Origin of the sequence: Shewanella sp. NKUCC06_TVS (genome assembly GCF_019345515.1) — a bacterium.
Classification (GTDB): domain Bacteria; phylum Pseudomonadota; class Gammaproteobacteria; order Enterobacterales; family Shewanellaceae; genus Shewanella; species Shewanella oncorhynchi.
Map to the genome: position 1 here is coordinate 105,519 of NZ_JAHKQX010000004.1, position 15,154 is coordinate 120,672.

General features: G+C 42.5%; 15 protein-coding genes. 8 read left to right on the forward strand and 7 right to left on the reverse strand.

Annotation, left to right across the window (positions count from 1 at the left end):
• The first annotated feature begins 240 nt into the window (after positions 1–240).
• Positions 241–588, forward strand: a complete 348-nt coding sequence (locus KO531_RS05910; protein ID WP_219250607.1) for a thioredoxin family protein — start codon at positions 241–243, stop codon at positions 586–588.
• A gap of 19 nt (positions 589–607) precedes the next feature.
• Here the strand turns inward: KO531_RS05910 and KO531_RS05915 are convergent, their stop codons facing one another.
• The 3 genes from KO531_RS05915 to KO531_RS05925 form a co-directional block, all read right to left on the reverse strand.
• Positions 608–1,123 carry a NifB/NifX family molybdenum-iron cluster-binding protein gene (locus KO531_RS05915; RefSeq protein WP_219250608.1) on the reverse strand — a complete coding sequence of 172 codons (516 nt, stop codon included), beginning with the start codon at positions 1,121–1,123 and terminating at the stop codon, positions 608–610.
• Positions 1,120–1,416, reverse strand: a complete 297-nt coding sequence (locus KO531_RS05920; protein WP_012088215.1) for a DUF134 domain-containing protein — start codon at positions 1,414–1,416, stop codon at positions 1,120–1,122. The genes KO531_RS05915 and KO531_RS05920 overlap by 4 nt, the downstream gene beginning before the upstream one ends.
• Before the next feature lie 530 nt (positions 1,417–1,946).
• On the reverse strand, positions 1,947–3,461 hold the full coding sequence (locus tag KO531_RS05925; RefSeq protein ID WP_219250609.1) for an ATP-binding cassette domain-containing protein: 1,515 nt from the start codon (positions 3,459–3,461) through the stop codon (positions 1,947–1,949).
• Between the two features lie 357 nt (positions 3,462–3,818).
• On the opposite strand from KO531_RS05925, the gene KO531_RS05930 reads away from it, so the two are divergent.
• Entirely contained in the window at positions 3,819–4,070 is a 252-nt protein-coding gene (locus tag KO531_RS05930; RefSeq protein ID WP_006083102.1) for a DUF2999 family protein, read from the forward strand.
• A gap of 159 nt (positions 4,071–4,229) precedes the next feature.
• Here KO531_RS05930 and KO531_RS05935 read toward each other — a convergent pair whose 3' ends face one another.
• Both KO531_RS05935 and KO531_RS05940 read right to left on the reverse strand, forming a co-directional pair.
• A complete protein-coding gene (locus KO531_RS05935; protein WP_219250610.1) occupies positions 4,230–4,616 on the reverse strand; it encodes a carboxymuconolactone decarboxylase family protein in 387 nt (128 codons plus the stop codon).
• A 117-nt stretch (positions 4,617–4,733) separates the two neighbouring features.
• Positions 4,734–5,309: a hypothetical protein gene (locus KO531_RS05940; protein WP_107946513.1), complete on the reverse strand. Its 576-nt coding sequence runs from the start codon at positions 5,307–5,309 to the stop codon at positions 4,734–4,736.
• Positions 5,310–6,442: 1,133 nt separating this feature from the next.
• Between KO531_RS05940 and KO531_RS05945 the strand changes: the two genes are divergently transcribed.
• Genes KO531_RS05945 through KO531_RS05965 form a run of 5 tightly spaced genes read left to right on the forward strand, consistent with a single transcriptional unit; the run spans position 6,443 to position 10,924 of the window.
• Positions 6,443–6,820 carry a molecular chaperone DnaJ gene (locus KO531_RS05945; RefSeq protein ID WP_113939999.1) on the forward strand — a complete coding sequence of 126 codons (378 nt, stop codon included), beginning with the start codon at positions 6,443–6,445 and terminating at the stop codon, positions 6,818–6,820.
• Positions 6,821–6,840: 20 nt separating this feature from the next.
• On the forward strand, positions 6,841–7,647 hold the full coding sequence (locus tag KO531_RS05950) for an NYN domain-containing protein (protein ID WP_063883613.1): 807 nt from the start codon (positions 6,841–6,843) through the stop codon (positions 7,645–7,647).
• A 52-nt stretch (positions 7,648–7,699) separates the two neighbouring features.
• The gene (locus tag KO531_RS05955; protein ID WP_219250611.1) at positions 7,700–8,401 is read left to right on the forward strand and encodes a phospholipase D family protein; all 702 of its coding nucleotides are present in this window, start codon (positions 7,700–7,702) and stop codon (positions 8,399–8,401) included.
• Positions 8,398–9,357 (forward strand): beta-ribofuranosylaminobenzene 5'-phosphate synthase family protein, encoded by a 960-nt coding sequence (locus tag KO531_RS05960; protein WP_219250612.1) that lies wholly within the window; start codon positions 8,398–8,400, stop codon positions 9,355–9,357. Before KO531_RS05955 ends, KO531_RS05960 begins: the two co-directional genes overlap by 4 nt.
• On the forward strand, positions 9,320–10,924 hold the full coding sequence (locus tag KO531_RS05965; protein ID WP_219250613.1) for a non-canonical purine NTP pyrophosphatase: 1,605 nt from the start codon (positions 9,320–9,322) through the stop codon (positions 10,922–10,924). Before KO531_RS05960 ends, KO531_RS05965 begins: the two co-directional genes overlap by 38 nt.
• 651 nt (positions 10,925–11,575) lie before the next feature.
• Here KO531_RS05965 and groL read toward each other — a convergent pair.
• Together groL and KO531_RS05975 are read right to left on the reverse strand one after the other, a co-directional pair.
• Positions 11,576–13,213 (reverse strand): chaperonin GroEL, encoded by a 1,638-nt coding sequence (gene groL, locus KO531_RS05970; RefSeq protein WP_011847850.1) that lies wholly within the window; start codon positions 13,211–13,213, stop codon positions 11,576–11,578.
• Positions 13,214–13,270: 57 nt separating this feature from the next.
• Positions 13,271–13,561 carry a co-chaperone GroES gene (locus KO531_RS05975; protein ID WP_006086113.1) on the reverse strand — a complete coding sequence of 97 codons (291 nt, stop codon included), beginning with the start codon at positions 13,559–13,561 and terminating at the stop codon, positions 13,271–13,273.
• Positions 13,562–13,785: 224 nt separating this feature from the next.
• Here KO531_RS05975 and KO531_RS05980 point away from each other — a divergent pair, with 224 nt between their 5' ends.
• Positions 13,786–15,153 carry an MATE family efflux transporter gene (locus tag KO531_RS05980; protein WP_006086114.1) on the forward strand — a complete coding sequence of 456 codons (1,368 nt, stop codon included), beginning with the start codon at positions 13,786–13,788 and terminating at the stop codon, positions 15,151–15,153.
• The last annotated feature ends 1 nt before the right edge of the window (position 15,154 follow it).

Below are 15,154 nucleotides of genomic sequence, written 5' to 3' on the forward strand. Positions count from 1 at the left end.
TAGCAGGTAGCAGGTCACTAGTAGCGAAATGATAAATAATCTAAAACAATGGCTAAATCGTCTAACAGGCATACAGCAAATCGGAGTGATTGCTGCCAGTATCGGGCTGCTCATATTTGGCTTATTCAACCTTGGTCAATTTATCGGTAGTCGCGTGGTAACAATGGGCTGGCTTTAACCCTAAAAACACGCAAACTAACCCATGAATTGATACCCATCACAACTTCCAAATGGCAACGCATGCACACCGATATCATCACGCACATTGATTCACCTGAGATGCTTGAGTCCATGTTAACTGAGCATGCGGCGGTGCTGTTGTTATTTGGCGCGCCAAACTGCGGTGTGTGTCAAACGCTCAAACCGAGAATTGCTGAGATGTTGGCGCAAGAGTTCCCGCTGATGCGGATGGCCTATATTGATTGCCAAGCCCAAGGTGAGATAGCGGCGAGCCGCAATGTATTTGCCTTGCCGGTGGTCGAATGTGTGTTTTATGGCAAAACCTTTGGACGGTTTTCCAAGGTGTTTTCATTAGCGGATATTCGAGGGGCGCTTTCCCGCCCCTACGCTTTAACTGTGGCGGAATAATCCAAATTAGACAGTGAGATTATTTATTTACCAAGGGTCTAAACCCAGCGTAATGCATTGACTTATCGAGCTTAACCTGTACTGCTGGCGTGCTTATAAGACGTGTTGAACAAGGAGCTGCTTTAGCTTTACCACTGCAACCGCAGCCGTCACCTGTTGAATGACAACATCCGCCCTTGGCTGCATGTTTGAGTGAAGCGCGACCTTGGGATGCATCCGTCAACCTAAGATTAAGATCCGCTGTTTGTGCCAGCAAAGTCGCCACTGTTTGACTCGCACTCCCTTTGCTCACACTAATCCCCGCATCGAGCAACTTTCCTAACATGCGCTCACCGATATTCTGCACAAGTACAATGTCGGTACCTTGTTGGATAATCAGCTCTAATAAGGCTTTTTTGGCACTACAGTCACCCTCAATTGCCGGGTTATCGACCAGCTTAATCAGCTGAAACTGTTCATTATAAAAGCCAATTTGTAGGGCTTTCGTAAAGTGACTGGCGAGGCGTTCGCGGCTCATCGGCATGGCAATAATCATGATAAATCCTTGTCTGTTTGGGTTGGCAGCCTCAAGGCTTGACCTTGAGTGATAGCCGTCGCCACCTTTTTACGGGCATTGGCGAGAAGGTATCCAAAGGTTTGCCGAGAGATCCCCATCAAGGCCGCGGCTTCGATCTGGCTTAATCTTTTAACGTCACCCAGTTCGAGGGCCTCAAACTCATCGGCCTCTAATTGAATATGAGTTAATTTAACCGCAGGGATCCCATTAGGCTTAAATAGGCTACAGGGCACACAGCTCGATAATTGACGGCATTTTTTGGGTCTTGGCATAAATGTTTTATCTTTAAGTCGTCTTATATGTCTTGAAATCGTGTTTTAGGTCTTAGTGCACATGTTCGGTACTACGAGTGACACTCGGGCTCATCTAGCTAGGGGAGTCCATAACTCTGGATTCTCAAGCGTGATAACTGACTTGATGAATAAGTTCAGTGGATGAACCATGAAACTGTCACGAGTTTCTGGCCTAGGCCAGAAACTATTATTCGCGCCAACGACATTCAAAACTGTAAGACGGCTCACAGTTACCTATATCAAGCATGACTAATTAACAGAACTGCTGTCTGGCGAATGGGGGATTAAACACTAGGGCGATACCCTCATTATCGATATGCGGTGCATCTCAGTTTTCACTGAAATACGAAAATCTTTCGCGCCACAGGTATATTGCCATTAAGCGTGACTAACACACACAATGGCTAGCGCCCAGTAAGGTCAATCTTAACCTGCATTAGGGTGCCGAGGGATAATGACAAACTCTGCAAACAAGTAAGCAGCCGTTAAGCTGCTGTGATAGGTGGCATTTACTGATTTAAACGGGTGAAATCCTCAGACTCACAGTAGTTCACCTGTACCGAATAGCCGTCATCTTGCTTGATAAAATCGACAAAGTTTTTAATCGCAGGTAAGGCATCTTCCCTATGGTGCGACACATACAGCAATTGGCTCAGATGATGCTCGGCTATCATCTCCAGCGCCCGCATCACTAAGGTGCGATTGATAAAATCTAAGCCCTGATACGGCTCATCTAAAATCAGCAACAGTGGCTGTTTAATCAAGGCGCGACCTATCAGCAGTAACCGCTGCTGACCATAATCGAGCTTCTTAAAGCTGGTGCTCGCCAACCCTGTCATGTGCAGAATCGCCAACCATTCCTTCGCCAAATCTAGCTGAGGTTTAGTGGGTTTATGGTACAGGCCAATAGAGTCAAAAAAGCCCGAAAGCAGCACATCTAATGCCGAGCAACTGACGCGATATTGCAAGTGCAGCGCCGACGACACTATGCCAATCCGTTGTTTAATCTGCCAAATACTCTCGCCGCTTCCGCGAGGTCGGCCAAAGAGCGTGATGTCATTGCTATAGCATTGGGGATGGTCGCCTAAAATCAGCCCCAGCAAAGTGCTTTTACCGCAGCCATTTGGGCCGCGAACTTGCCAATGTTGCCCCGCCTCGATGCGCCAATTCACGCCGCTGAAAATCAGCCCACTGACATATTCCACTCTGCCATTTTTAATCTCGACCAGAGGATCAAACGCCTCGGCGTTGTGCCTTTGCCGCTCCATCAAGGCCAAGAGTTCATCGCTACGTTGCGCCGATAACGCATTCAGCTGCGCCATCACAGGATGATTGTGCCATTGCTCAATCGACATCGACGGGCTGAGTTTGTGCACACTCTGCCCCGATTTGAGCATCTCGCCATTAAACAGCGCTACATGGCTGATGCACGGCGGCAATTCTTCTTGGCGTGAGGTAATGATCAGCAACTGGCTATGCTCGGCCACTTCACTCAGCAGCTCAGATAAACTCGCCTGATGTTCAGCATCGAGCCCAGCGTAAGGGTCATCTAAAATCAGCAATTGCGGTAACATTGCCAGTGCACGTGCCAGCATGACTCTGCGCGTTTCGCCCGTGGATAATTGCCGAAAACCGCGCCGACGCAGCGGCTCAAGCCCAACCTTTTGTAATAATGCTGGGAGTTGCTTGGCATCTTGGCAGCATTCCAATACTAAGGATTCGACACTCGAACCGTAATCCAACTCGTCTTTTTCTAATTCGCGCTCCAGCAACGCTTGCTGCAGTCCAAGTGACACCCAGCCGATACGTTGCGGCAAGCCAGCAATCGTCCCTTCATCGGGCAGAATATCACCCTTTAATATTCGCCCGAGCAAGGAACCACAATAACTGTCGGTCGCGAAGATCGCCCAGTGTTCAGCAGGATTCAGTTGCCACTCATCGACGACTAACACCTCATTATCACGCCCGTATCGCAACTGTTTAACCACAATACTTTTGTCTTGGTTCGCGACAACATCAAGCATAACCACAGTTCCTTTCTATTTTTAAGGGATGATAAAAGCCAGCGATTACCCAATCGCATTGCTCCATGATATCTAAGGCAATCATATCTAGATCCACAATATCCTAGAGTCATGATATCTAGAGCCATAATATCCAATGCAACGGCTCACGATGCCCGACAGTCGCTCAGGTTTTATCGGCAGATTTTGGGGAATACGTCACCAGAGTAAAGCTTATTGGGAATAAAATCTAATGCGCTTAATGGCATAGGCAAAGCGTGGCAACATCCAATGGGTACGCATGTGTGAGGCAACCACTCTGGCAGAACTGTGATAAAATCGGCACCTGTTTAACTTTCATATCAACAAGGTAATGCAATGAATCCCATTATTGCCATCTTAAAAGAACACAACGTCAGTGACGCTAAAATCCAAGAACTGTTTCAAACATTAACCGAAAATCCATTAATGGCGATGGGTACGCTCGGTCAATTAGGCATCCCAGCCGAAAAACTACAACAACTGCTGGGGCTAGTGATGCAGAAACCGGCTTTGATCAAAGAAGCCGTGCTCGAACTCGGTTTGGATTTCTCAAAAGTAGAAGCCGCAAAAGCCCAACTGCAAAAATAAGCGCAGACTGTTCAAGTTTGTAGCCATCATGCGCTAGGGGAATCCGCGTAACTCAGCTCCCCTAGCGAATGTTAAAACCACTAAACCGCAAAGTAACTAAATCTCACAGCAACTAAACCTCACAGCCATTGACGCTCAAAATGATTAATACCAAGTGAGCTAACTGTTTTGCGCCTGCCACTCCTCAATCGCCTCTTTCGCCGCTCGAAAAGCCTCAATCCCCGCAGGCATACCGCAGTAAACGGTGCAATGCAGTAAGACTTCTTGGATCTCTTCAACCGAGCAGCCATTGTTTAGCGCGCCCCGCACATGGCCCTTTAACTCAGTCGGCGCCTTTAATGCCGCCAGCGTCGCAATAGTAATCAAACTGCGCGTTTGCCTTGAGATGGCATCACGCACCCAAACCTCACCCCAGCAATTGGCCGTAACTAAATCTTGCAGAGGCTGGGTAAAATCTGTCGCACTATTGAGCGCCTTATCCACATAGCTATCGCCCATCACAGCACGACGCACCTCAAGCCCCTTTTTGTATTGCCCATCGTTCATCGATGCATCCTTTTTGTTATGTGATTAGCTATGTGAGTAAGCTCTGTGATTAGAATTATTGAACCGCCGCCAACCAATCTGCCCTATATCCTTACCACCTATAACTGATAACTAACGTTAGATTGAGCGCACCCAAGAAACGAACTCTTCGGCGAGTCTAGGAGGGTTACAGGCCTCAGTCTGATCTGCGATCTCGTTATAGTACTCGAGCTCGTGAACTATGATGGGTACCGAACGACCGAAAACGCGACTAACGGTTAAGTTGGAATGGAGTGTAGAAGCGACAACGCATACTGCGGCAACAAATTGCTCGGTTATCTCCTGACCGAGCTCAAGGCAGCGATCAAAATCGACATCTTCCTCCGCATCACTGTACCCGAGACCGAGATCGGCCACCCAGCGAGCTAAGATATCCGCAGTCTGAGAGTCAGAATCCCCAAAGACGAGGAGTTCGTTTTGAAGCCAGAAGGCATAGTTCCATTTTGCTTCGTCAGAGCTAGAAGCCTTTGGAATCGAGGCATGCCACTCATCGACTGTGTTATAGCCGACTGTCAGCGTAGGTAGACGGGGATCGTCATATTCGTTGTTGATATAGAAAGACAATGCATAGATCTGCTCCGCCTCAGCGGTTGGTATACTCGCGAGCGCTTCGGTAATAGCACTCTGAAGCGCGGTAATCATTGGGATATTCATACTGGGTTTCCTGCTCGTTTAATGCCGCATTTAGCGAATGAAAATAGTGCATTGTAATTGAGAATAAGAGCTTAACCCACTATTTTTGTTCAGCTTAAATGTCTGCCAATATGTGAGTATTCAACCAATTTATCATCGAGATAGTCTCCAATCTATCACACGTAAGACTGCCATTTTTATATAACCCTACGGCCAAGTGATAGAAGCTTGGAATACTCAAAGACACCTATATTTTTCTTGTAAATAACTCAGAAAGAAATGTGTCAGTCCTCGCTTTCGATCTTATCAAAGGTGTGCAGACTATTTTGCAGCTCATTTGCGGCTTAACAGCGGAAGCTGATGATTAAGCACTGTCATTCCAGTGACACGCCACCCCTTTTATTTCACAAGAAGTATCCATGAGGGCTCGACGACGGCATCTGCTGCATACGGAAGTGCAAATGCCGCGATCACATGGTCAATGATGTTCCAGACATCATAGTGACATTTCCCATATCCCTATGGGTCAGATGTGAAAGAGCGGCCATGCCGTCAACGGTCACTTACATGCCAATGCTTAATCCAACCAACTATCCAGTTATCGGTATGCCTTTTTACAAACATACACTCTGCAAATTTAACAATAGGTGGCTCGTTAAATTAACGTCTATCGCTTTGGTGTTGCGTGCTATTTGATAAAAAGATGCATATTCCGTCTTTGGTTTACTGGGCAACAACTCACTATTGTCGCTATTCACCATATGCTGTACGCTAGTTTAAATTTTTGATTGATAAACAACACTTAAGCAATTACTTAATCAATCATCGCTAGTTTGGTGTTAGCGAAAATCTCGCTAATAAAATATGGCGATATACAAATGAGTCAGGGAAGATCCGCTCTAGAAAAGCGAACAAGGCAAGGAAAAGCTTTCTATACCTCTCCTTAAAGATACTCCCCCTCTGAACTAATTGTGATTCAGTTTAAGGTTTTACAAACCACAGACTGATAGCTTTATTATTGTTTTTATTAAAATTTATTGTCTGTATTTGCGGTCTGGTAGCAAGAGCCATGGGCGGTAGCGTGCTTCAATCCTAAGATAAAGCCACCATCACAGACCTGTCCCTAATATCCCCAAATTTATGAAGGAACATAAATGCAAGATGTCATGGTCAATCTTTATGATTGTAAACATTGTTCAGGAACAGGAACTTGTTCCAATGGACTTAATAACAGTTCATGTGAACGCTGCGCAAAACTAAACGAATTACCTATTTGGCGAAGAAGAAATCAATTTGGACTAATATGTGGTTCTTGCGGTGGAATTGGAAAAGCCGAACCTCTAACTGAACGAATTAATAAGAGGACTGCGCCCATCTTAGCAATCATGCTAGTGATGGTCTTACTCACAATCATCAGCCTAGCCGCCCTTTTTGAAAACAAGTACTTCACCGAACTTCTTGCTTTTTCAAGTGCAATAATTGGCTCCATCTGCGGGTACTACTTCTCATCCTTAAAAACGGGTAAAGCATAACCACATTCGTTGGAGTTAAAATGCAGAATAAAGAAAAAATTGCGGTGTTCATTGATGCAGATAACGCGCCAGCCAAGAAGTTTGATGTTGTACTTGCTGAGCTTGCAAAACACGGTCTCATCAGTATTCGAAAAGCTTACGGTAACTGGAAAAGCCCGAACCTAAAGCCATGGGAAGATATCCTGCATGAATATGCCATTCAGCCCATCCAACAATTCGATCTTACCAAAGGTAAAAATGCCAGCGATATTGCTTTAGTTATTGATGCTATGGACATTCTTTACACTAAAGATATAGACATTATTTGTTTAATATCTTCGGATTGCGACTTTACTCCCTTAGTGACGAGAGCCTTAGCTGATGGCAAAACCGTTTTTGGTTTCGGAGAACGTAAAGCACCAGCCGCTTTTGTGAATAGTTGCTCTCGCTTCCTCTACCTCGACGCAGAACCTGTTGTTGTCGCAGAAGAAATAGAGGTGATATCAGAATTAACCCAGCTTCCACCAACGACACCTGACTCAATTAGTAAAACCAAGCAAGTTCAGCCTAAAACCGCCACACCGCAGAAATGTAATTTAAAAAGTGACTCCAAACTGCTCAATATGTTGCGTCAAGCCATAGAAGCAACCGAAGAGGAAGATGGCTGGGCTCAACTTGGCCCAATAGGATCACATATCTCAAATCACAGCTCTTTCGATCAGCGAAACTACGGATTTAAAAAACTCAGCGACCTATTTGCCGCAATAGATCTCTTCGAAATGCGTAAAACCCACGGCTCAGTGCTATGGGTAAGATATATAAAAAGAGCAAAGAAGAATGGGAAGTAACTATATTAATTTACAACACAATAAAAACTAACATATTAACCAAAGAGAAAAAATGATGAAATTATTCAAAACTAAACTTGAGCTTACTCTTAGCTCAATTATGTTAGCACTTTATATAATAGCAATTATTATTTTTTCCATACTATATTTCCTTGACATAATAAAATCACCTAAAATCGAACCGCTAATAGGAGGTGGTCTTGTTAGTTTAATTGCTGTTTTTATTCAATTTATTATGCAGTATCAAGATTTTAAAAACAATGAAAAACTAACCAAGAGTGGCGTTGTTAACTTTTTAGAAAGAAGAGATGACAAAGATTATTATGAAAAGATAATTAAAACAACAAAAGAGAAACTAAATCTATTATTTTATACAGGAAAACGTTTTTCTGAAGACTTCTGTCAAGATTTCGATGGTGACAATGCAATTATAGAAGCTCTAAAAAGAGGAGTTAAAATAAGGTTATTATTAATAGACGAATCACTTTTACCAGATGATGAAAAAGACAATTTTAGAATCGCAGAGAACAACTTCAAAAAAATAAAGAGTAAATACAAAGATAACTTTGACTATAGATACTACAAACACATTCAAACTCACAACATTTTCATGAATGAAAGTTCAGCAATAATTGGACCTTATTTCCATAAAAAGAAAAGCAAATACAGCAATTCAATTCATTTCAAGTCAAATTCACCATACGTAACTGATTTTATAAATTTCTTCGAGACTGAATGGGAAGAATGTACATGATAAAAATCACAATACCATTTAGACTACATTTAAACTTATTAGCCATGCACTCATGTAAATACAGAAAGTATGGTGGATTAGGTTTTTCAATCCTAAACAATGGCAATTATCTCGTAGCAGAAGGAGATGTAGACAATAAAATAATAATTAAAGGAGAGTGTAACAATAGCTTAAGAATACATAAAATAGAAAATATCCTTAATGACATTAAAGAAAAATATAAACTTAAAAAATCTATAAAAATTGAATTATATGGAAATTATTATTTCCATATAGGTCTTGGGGTTGGTACAGCGGTGACGCTTGCTTGTATCGAAGCTTTATTTTTATGCAACAATATGAGCGTAGATCACAATAAAATAATCGAAGAATCTAAACGCGGAGGTACATCAGGAATTGGAATTAATACATACTTTAGCGGTGGATTTTTAATAGATATAGGAATAAAATCAGATAATATTGAACATCTTCCATCATCACAAAAAAGTACAATTTCAATTTCTAATGTACTAGCTAGATGTGATTTCCCTAATTGGGAGTTTGGGATTATCCTTCCTAAAAAAAGAAATGAAATATCAGATATAAATGAGGTTAATTTTTTCAAAAGCACATGCCCAATTCCAGATTCAGAGGCATATTTTGCTTCATACCTAGCAATATTTGGGACTTTCTCCAGCATAAAAGAATCTAACTATGAACTATTTTGCTCTAGTATAAATGAAACGCAAAATACATTTTGGAAGAAATCTGAGATAAATCAGAACAATTCTAATATTAATCTAATAAATTATTTAAACAGCCTAAAAGTAGACTGTGCAGGAATGAGTAGTTTTGGAAACAGTATTTACTTTTTTTCAAGAAACATTAGAGGAATAGAAAGCTGTCTAGATAAAGATAACTATAATTTGATGACTTTTAGTGCTTGCAATACTGGAAGAGACATTGAATATGTTTGAAATAATATTCTTTACATCTAATAGAACAAAAACACAGCATGCTCAATACTTAGTAAGAAATTACGATGTAAAAATATCCAATTTCAGAGAAAAAACTTACCATGCAAATTATGATGAACCTAGAACTAGTGATCGAGAAAAACTGTTAAAAGAAAGCCTTGAGAGCGCTAAAGATAAAGCCATTTCTGCAGGATTAAGTCCGTACCAACCCTTCATATTAGAAGATACATCAGTAATAATTGATGCCTTAAGCAAAAACAATCTAGAATATCCAGGTACTGATATAAAATACTGGATGCGAGAAACTAACTTTGAGACGATTGATTTACAATTATTATTTTCAAACAATAATAGAAACGTCATAGTTAGATCTGACCTTGTGTTATATTTACCGACAATACCACCATATGAGTTTTACTTTTCTAGCTATACAAAGGGCACCATAACAGAAAAAGTTAATTATGACTTACAAACAAATCCGATATATCCATGGCTAGATAATAAAACATTCAACAAATGGTTTTGTCCCGAGAATGAATCAACTATAATTAGTGAGATGCCTATTGAAGTTGCCGATAAATATGATTTTAGAAAAGGAGTATTCCAAGATCTATTAATTTTTCTTCATAAAAATAAATTAATAATAAATAAAACAAAAACAATTAGATCTCAAAGAGATGCGTCATTCTTATCCAGTTTGCACATTGTTGTTGGGCTTAGCTGCACAGGAAAGACAACGATTGCTGACTATCTAGCAGAAAAGCATTCATTTTTACATATTGAAGCATCAGACTTCATGCATTTAATTTATTTAGAAACACATGGAGAAAGAAGCGATGTTAAAATAGGTGAATTTGCTCAAAGAATTCTTAAAGAGCGACCTACTTTAGTTGCTGAAAAAGTACTTGACTTTCTAGAGAAATACAACTGGTCAAATGTAATAATTACTGGATTTAGGAAAGCTGAAGAAGTTGATTTCATCTTAGATAACTACCTAACATCAGGAGAGATAAAAGTAATAAATATTACAGCAAACTCAGAGTTAAGAATTAAAAGGAAATTAATTAGAAATCGAAGTGAAACTACAAATACTACAGAGAACTTAGAAGAAAGAGATCTTAGAGAACTTGGAATGGGGCTTGAAGTTCTGCAAAAAAGAAGTGGTATTCTGACAATTGAAAATAACGAAACAAAATCTATTTATTACGAAAAGTACTCAAGCCAATGCTTAAACTCCGACACATACAACACTGAAACAATTGAAAAATCAAAAATAGATGGAAATAAGCAAAGACTATATGACTTAGTTATAATAACATTATACAGATTGAAAACTGACGGAGAAAAAAGTAATTATCTCACAACAGGTGATATTTGCAGAAACCTTAATAACTTCTTCATTCTAGACAAGCCTAAATTTAGAGAGAATATTGGGAGACTTTTAAATATGAAGTTCGATGTTTTCTTTGAAGTAAAATATGATAAAAAAAATAGAAGAAAAACATATCGGCTTTCTAACACAGGTGTTGGACATGCAAAGCTATTGCTTAAAAAATACAATTTATAACTCATATAAGAAAAAAGGGCAGGCATAACTCTTTTGGGTTTAACAGCCAACGCCAAGGCTACAGAAGTTCACCATCCCCTGCGAAGTTGCTGGAGGGTGTTGAAGAAAAGCGCGTGAGCGAGGCATGGATGCCTCGCTAGCTTTCGGGGTACAGGATGTACCATCGGAAGCGTTAGCGATTTTCGAATAAGCACGAAGCCACTAACCAATGCATGTCACTTCGCTAGGGGCGTCTTGGAGCATCCAAGGAGGATAGGACGAGCAGTCCTCCTTGGTCGGGTGTGGGGTGAAGCCCCACGACTTTGATTCTGCTTTTAAAAACAATCAAGAATGATGGAACTGCCTAACCACCAGCAAAAGTATACGATGTTACACTTTTAGCAACAATTTCAGTGCTTAAATCTCAAAAAGTGTAGGTAAGTACACCCAATACTTCCCCAAGTTGCCAGACCAAAAAGAAAACCCCGACACTGTTACCAGTATCGGGGTTTTTCTTTTACAAGAACTTTGGTTTGAGGCTTTTAGGCTCCAGACCAGCAAAGTATCTTACGTAGGATAAATCGAGTTAGAACAAGGCGCTTTACCACGACGTTTAGCTTTCTTAAACGAGTGGTGAAGCAACGCAGTTATCACCGATTTAGACCAGTAAGATTACATCATGCCGCCCATTCCGCCCATCCCACCCATACCGCCCATATCTTGGCTAGCATTTTGTGGGATTTCAGCAACCATAGCTTCTGTAGTGATCATCAGACCTGCGATTGACGCAGCGAATTGCAATGCACAACGGGTCACTTTAGTTGGGTCAAGGATACCCATTTCTAACATGTCACCGTAAGTGTCATTACCGGCGTTGTAACCGAAGTTACCGCTGCCGTTCTTCACTGTGTTAGCAACAACTGACGCTTCTTCACCCGCGTTAGTGGCGATTTGACGCAGTGGTGCTTCCATTGCACGCAGTGCGATAACCACACCGTGTTTTTGGTCTTCGTTTAATACTTCAACTTCAGCGATCTTAGACGCTACGCGAACCAGAGCAACACCGCCGCCAGGAACCACGCCTTCTTCTACCGCAGCGCGAGTTGCATGCAGAGCATCTTCAACGCGGGCTTTTTTCTCTTTCATTTCAACTTCAGTCGCTGCGCCAACTTTGATTACTGCTACGCCGCCAGCTAGTTTAGCCATACGTTCTTGCAGTTTTTCTTTGTCGTAGTCAGAAGTTGACTCTTCAACTTGTTGTTTGATTTGGCTTACACGAGCAGCAATTTGTGTTTGCTCGCCGTTACCATCGATGATGGTGGTGTTGTCTTTAGTGATCACAACACGCTTAGCTGTACCTAAATCTTCCAGCGTTGCTTTTTCAAGCTCTAGGCCGATTTCTTCAGCAATTACAGTACCGCCAGTCAGGATTGCTACGTCTTGCAGCATTGCCTTACGACGATCGCCAAAGCCTGGTGCTTTAACGGCAGCCACTTTCACGATACCGCGCATATTGTTCACAACTAAAGTTGCTAATGCTTCGCCTTCAACGTCTTCAGCAACGATAAGCAATGGCTTACCGGTTTTTGCCAGACCTTCAAGGATAGGTAACAGTTCGCGAATGTTAGAGATTTTCTTATCTACTAACAGTACGAATGGGTGATCTAATTCAACGCTGCCCGTTTCTGGCTTGTTGATGAAGTATGGAGATAGGTAGCCACGGTCAAACTGCATACCTTCTACTACGTCCAATTCGTTTTCTAACGCTTGGCCCTCTTCAACTGTGATCACGCCTTCTTTACCGACTTTTTCCATCGCAGTTGCGATGATTTCGCCGATAGATTCGTCAGAGTTTGCAGAGATAGTCGCAACTTGGGCAATCGCTTTTGAATCTGCACAAGGTTGTGATAAGGCTTTTAATTCAGCAACTGCAGCGATAACGGCTTTGTCGATACCGCGCTTCAGATCCATTGGGTTCATACCGGCTGCAACGGCTTTTAAGCCTTCAACTACAATGGCTTGAGCCAGTACAGTTGCAGTAGTAGTACCATCACCGGCGGCATCGTTGGCTTTAGAAGCAACTTCTTTCACCATTTGCGCGCCCATGTTTTCGAATTTATCTTCTAACTCGATTTCTTTGGCAACAGAAACACCGTCTTTAGTGATCAGTGGTGAGCCGAAGCTCTTGTCTAATACCACGTTACGGCCTTTAGGGCCTAAGGTCACTTTAACTGCGTTTGCGAGAATGTTTACGCCAGCCAGCATTCTTACGCGAGCGTCATTACCAAATACAACTTCTTTAGCTGCCATCTTGATTATCCTTTAAATTTTTAATGATTAATTGGAATGTCGAATTGATGCTGAGGATTAACCCACTACTGCCATCAGGTCAGCTTCCGACAGGATCAAGACTTCTTGACCGTCGATTTTTTCTTTCTTAACGCCGTAACCTTCGTTGAAGATCACCACGTCACCCACTTTGACATCCAGTGGCTTAACTGTGCCATTTTCTAAAATACGGCCATTGCCCACAGCAAGGATTTCACCGCGAGTTGATTTTTCAGCGGCGCTACCGGTCAGTACTATGCCACCCGCTGATGTTGATTCAACTTCTAGACGCTTAACGATTACGCGGTCATGTAATGGACGAATATTCATCTATGAACTCTCCTAATGATTTGATGCCCTACAATCGAGCCTATTTGTGATTAAAAAAACAGACACCTTAGTCTGCTCTTTTGCTGTCTGAGATATGGGGCTGACAGTGTCGAGATCCAAGGGCATTTACAAAAAAAACTTCAATTTTTTGATGTCGGTTTTTTCAAGTCCGCACAATCCTGCTAGAATCTCGCCTCCGCTCGCTAACAAGGCACTATTTTTCCATGAAAGACAGACACGGGCTGCTCACCGCGCCAATTGGTCGTGTACTGCTCAACATGAGCCTCCCCAACTTAATTGGCATTATGACCATTCTAGGTTTCAGCCTCGCTGACACTTTTTTTATCAGCCAATTGGGCACTGAAGCCTTAGCCGCCATCAGTTTTACCTTTCCGGTAACCTTAGTGATCTCGAGCATCGCCATTGGTATTGGCGCTGGAGTCTCGACCAATTTAGGTCGACTTATCGGTTCGGGTAATGCCCACAAGGCCAAAGTGTTCTTGCATGATGCCTTATTGCTCACCTTTGTCTTGATCGCCAGTTTAGCCGCACTGGGTAGCATTTTTATTACGCCACTGTTTCGCTTACTCGGGGCAAACGATGACAGCTTGCCGCTAATCCACGACTATATGATTTACTGGTATGTCAGCGCACCGCTGCTGGTATTGTTGATGGTAGGCAATCAAGGCTTACGTTCCACTGGCGACACCCGCTCGCCGGCGATGATCATGGCGCTGGCAGCAATCATCAATCTTATCCTCGATCCGTTACTGATTTTTGGTATTGGGCCATTTCCACGTTTAGAAATCCAAGGCGCCGCAATTGCAACCCTGTTTGCTTGGTTGATTGCCTTATCTTTGTCGGGATATTTGTTGATTGTCAGGCGCAAAATGCTCGAATGGGCCGCCTTTGACATAGACAGAATGCGCGCGAACTGGAGCAAACTAGCCCATATCGCACAACCCGCCGCCTTGATGAATTTAATCAATCCACTAGCCAATGCCATTATTATGGCCATGTTGGCGCATATCGATCACAGCGCCGTGGCAGCCTTTGGTGCCGGTACTCGGTTAGAGTCAGTGCTATTAATCGTAGTGATGGCACTGTCGTCGAGTTTAATGCCCTTTATTGCGCAAAACTTAGGGGCAGGACAGCCACACAGAGCGAAAGAAGCCCTACTATTATCGATAAAATTTATCTTTATTTTCCAAACCTTACTCTATATCCCCCTGATCTTTTTAGCCGAGCCTATCGCGCATTTATTCAGTACCGATCCGCAGGTTATCGAATGGCTAAGTTTTTATATCTTAGTGCTGCCCTGCGCCTACGGACCTTTGGGTATAGTGATTATTGTCGCGACCTCGCTCAATGCCTACCACAGGCCTATGAGTTCATTAGTCATCAATCTGTGCCGCTTAGTACTGCTCATGCTGCCGCTAGCAGCCTTGGGATCGTATATAGGTGACGTTAAAGGCCTGCTGCTCGCGCTACCTGTGACCAATATTTTGATGGGAATTGCCTGTTATTGGCTGGCGCAGCGGATCTGTGAGCCCACAAAGATCACGACCGCAAACGCCATTAGCGAGGGGTAAA

Excerpts from the sequence above, each read along its gene's own strand:
- KO531_RS05975 (WP_006086113.1), bottom strand. The coding sequence starts at position 13,561 with ATGAATATTCGTCCATTACATGACCGCGTAATCGTTAAGCGTCTAGAA.
- KO531_RS05980 (WP_006086114.1), top strand. The coding sequence starts at position 13,786 with ATGAAAGACAGACACGGGCTGCTCACCGCGCCAATTGGTCGTGTACTG.
- KO531_RS05930 (WP_006083102.1), top strand. The coding sequence starts at position 3,819 with ATGAATCCCATTATTGCCATCTTAAAAGAACACAACGTCAGTGACGCT.
- KO531_RS05925 (WP_219250609.1), bottom strand. The coding sequence starts at position 3,461 with ATGCTTGATGTTGTCGCGAACCAAGACAAAAGTATTGTGGTTAAACAG.
- KO531_RS05940 (WP_107946513.1), bottom strand. The coding sequence starts at position 5,309 with ATGAATATCCCAATGATTACCGCGCTTCAGAGTGCTATTACCGAAGCG.
- KO531_RS05945 (WP_113939999.1), top strand. The coding sequence starts at position 6,443 with ATGCAAGATGTCATGGTCAATCTTTATGATTGTAAACATTGTTCAGGA.
- KO531_RS05950 (WP_063883613.1), top strand. The coding sequence starts at position 6,841 with ATGCAGAATAAAGAAAAAATTGCGGTGTTCATTGATGCAGATAACGCG.
- KO531_RS05920 (WP_012088215.1), bottom strand. The coding sequence starts at position 1,416 with ATGCCAAGACCCAAAAAATGCCGTCAATTATCGAGCTGTGTGCCCTGT.
- KO531_RS05960 (WP_219250612.1), top strand. The coding sequence starts at position 8,398 with ATGATAAAAATCACAATACCATTTAGACTACATTTAAACTTATTAGCC.
- groL (WP_011847850.1), bottom strand. The coding sequence starts at position 13,213 with ATGGCAGCTAAAGAAGTTGTATTTGGTAATGACGCTCGCGTAAGAATG.
- KO531_RS05915 (WP_219250608.1), bottom strand. The coding sequence starts at position 1,123 with ATGATTATTGCCATGCCGATGAGCCGCGAACGCCTCGCCAGTCACTTT.
- KO531_RS05910 (WP_219250607.1), top strand. The coding sequence starts at position 241 with ATGCACACCGATATCATCACGCACATTGATTCACCTGAGATGCTTGAG.
- KO531_RS05955 (WP_219250611.1), top strand. The coding sequence starts at position 7,700 with ATGATGAAATTATTCAAAACTAAACTTGAGCTTACTCTTAGCTCAATT.
- KO531_RS05935 (WP_219250610.1), bottom strand. The coding sequence starts at position 4,616 with ATGAACGATGGGCAATACAAAAAGGGGCTTGAGGTGCGTCGTGCTGTG.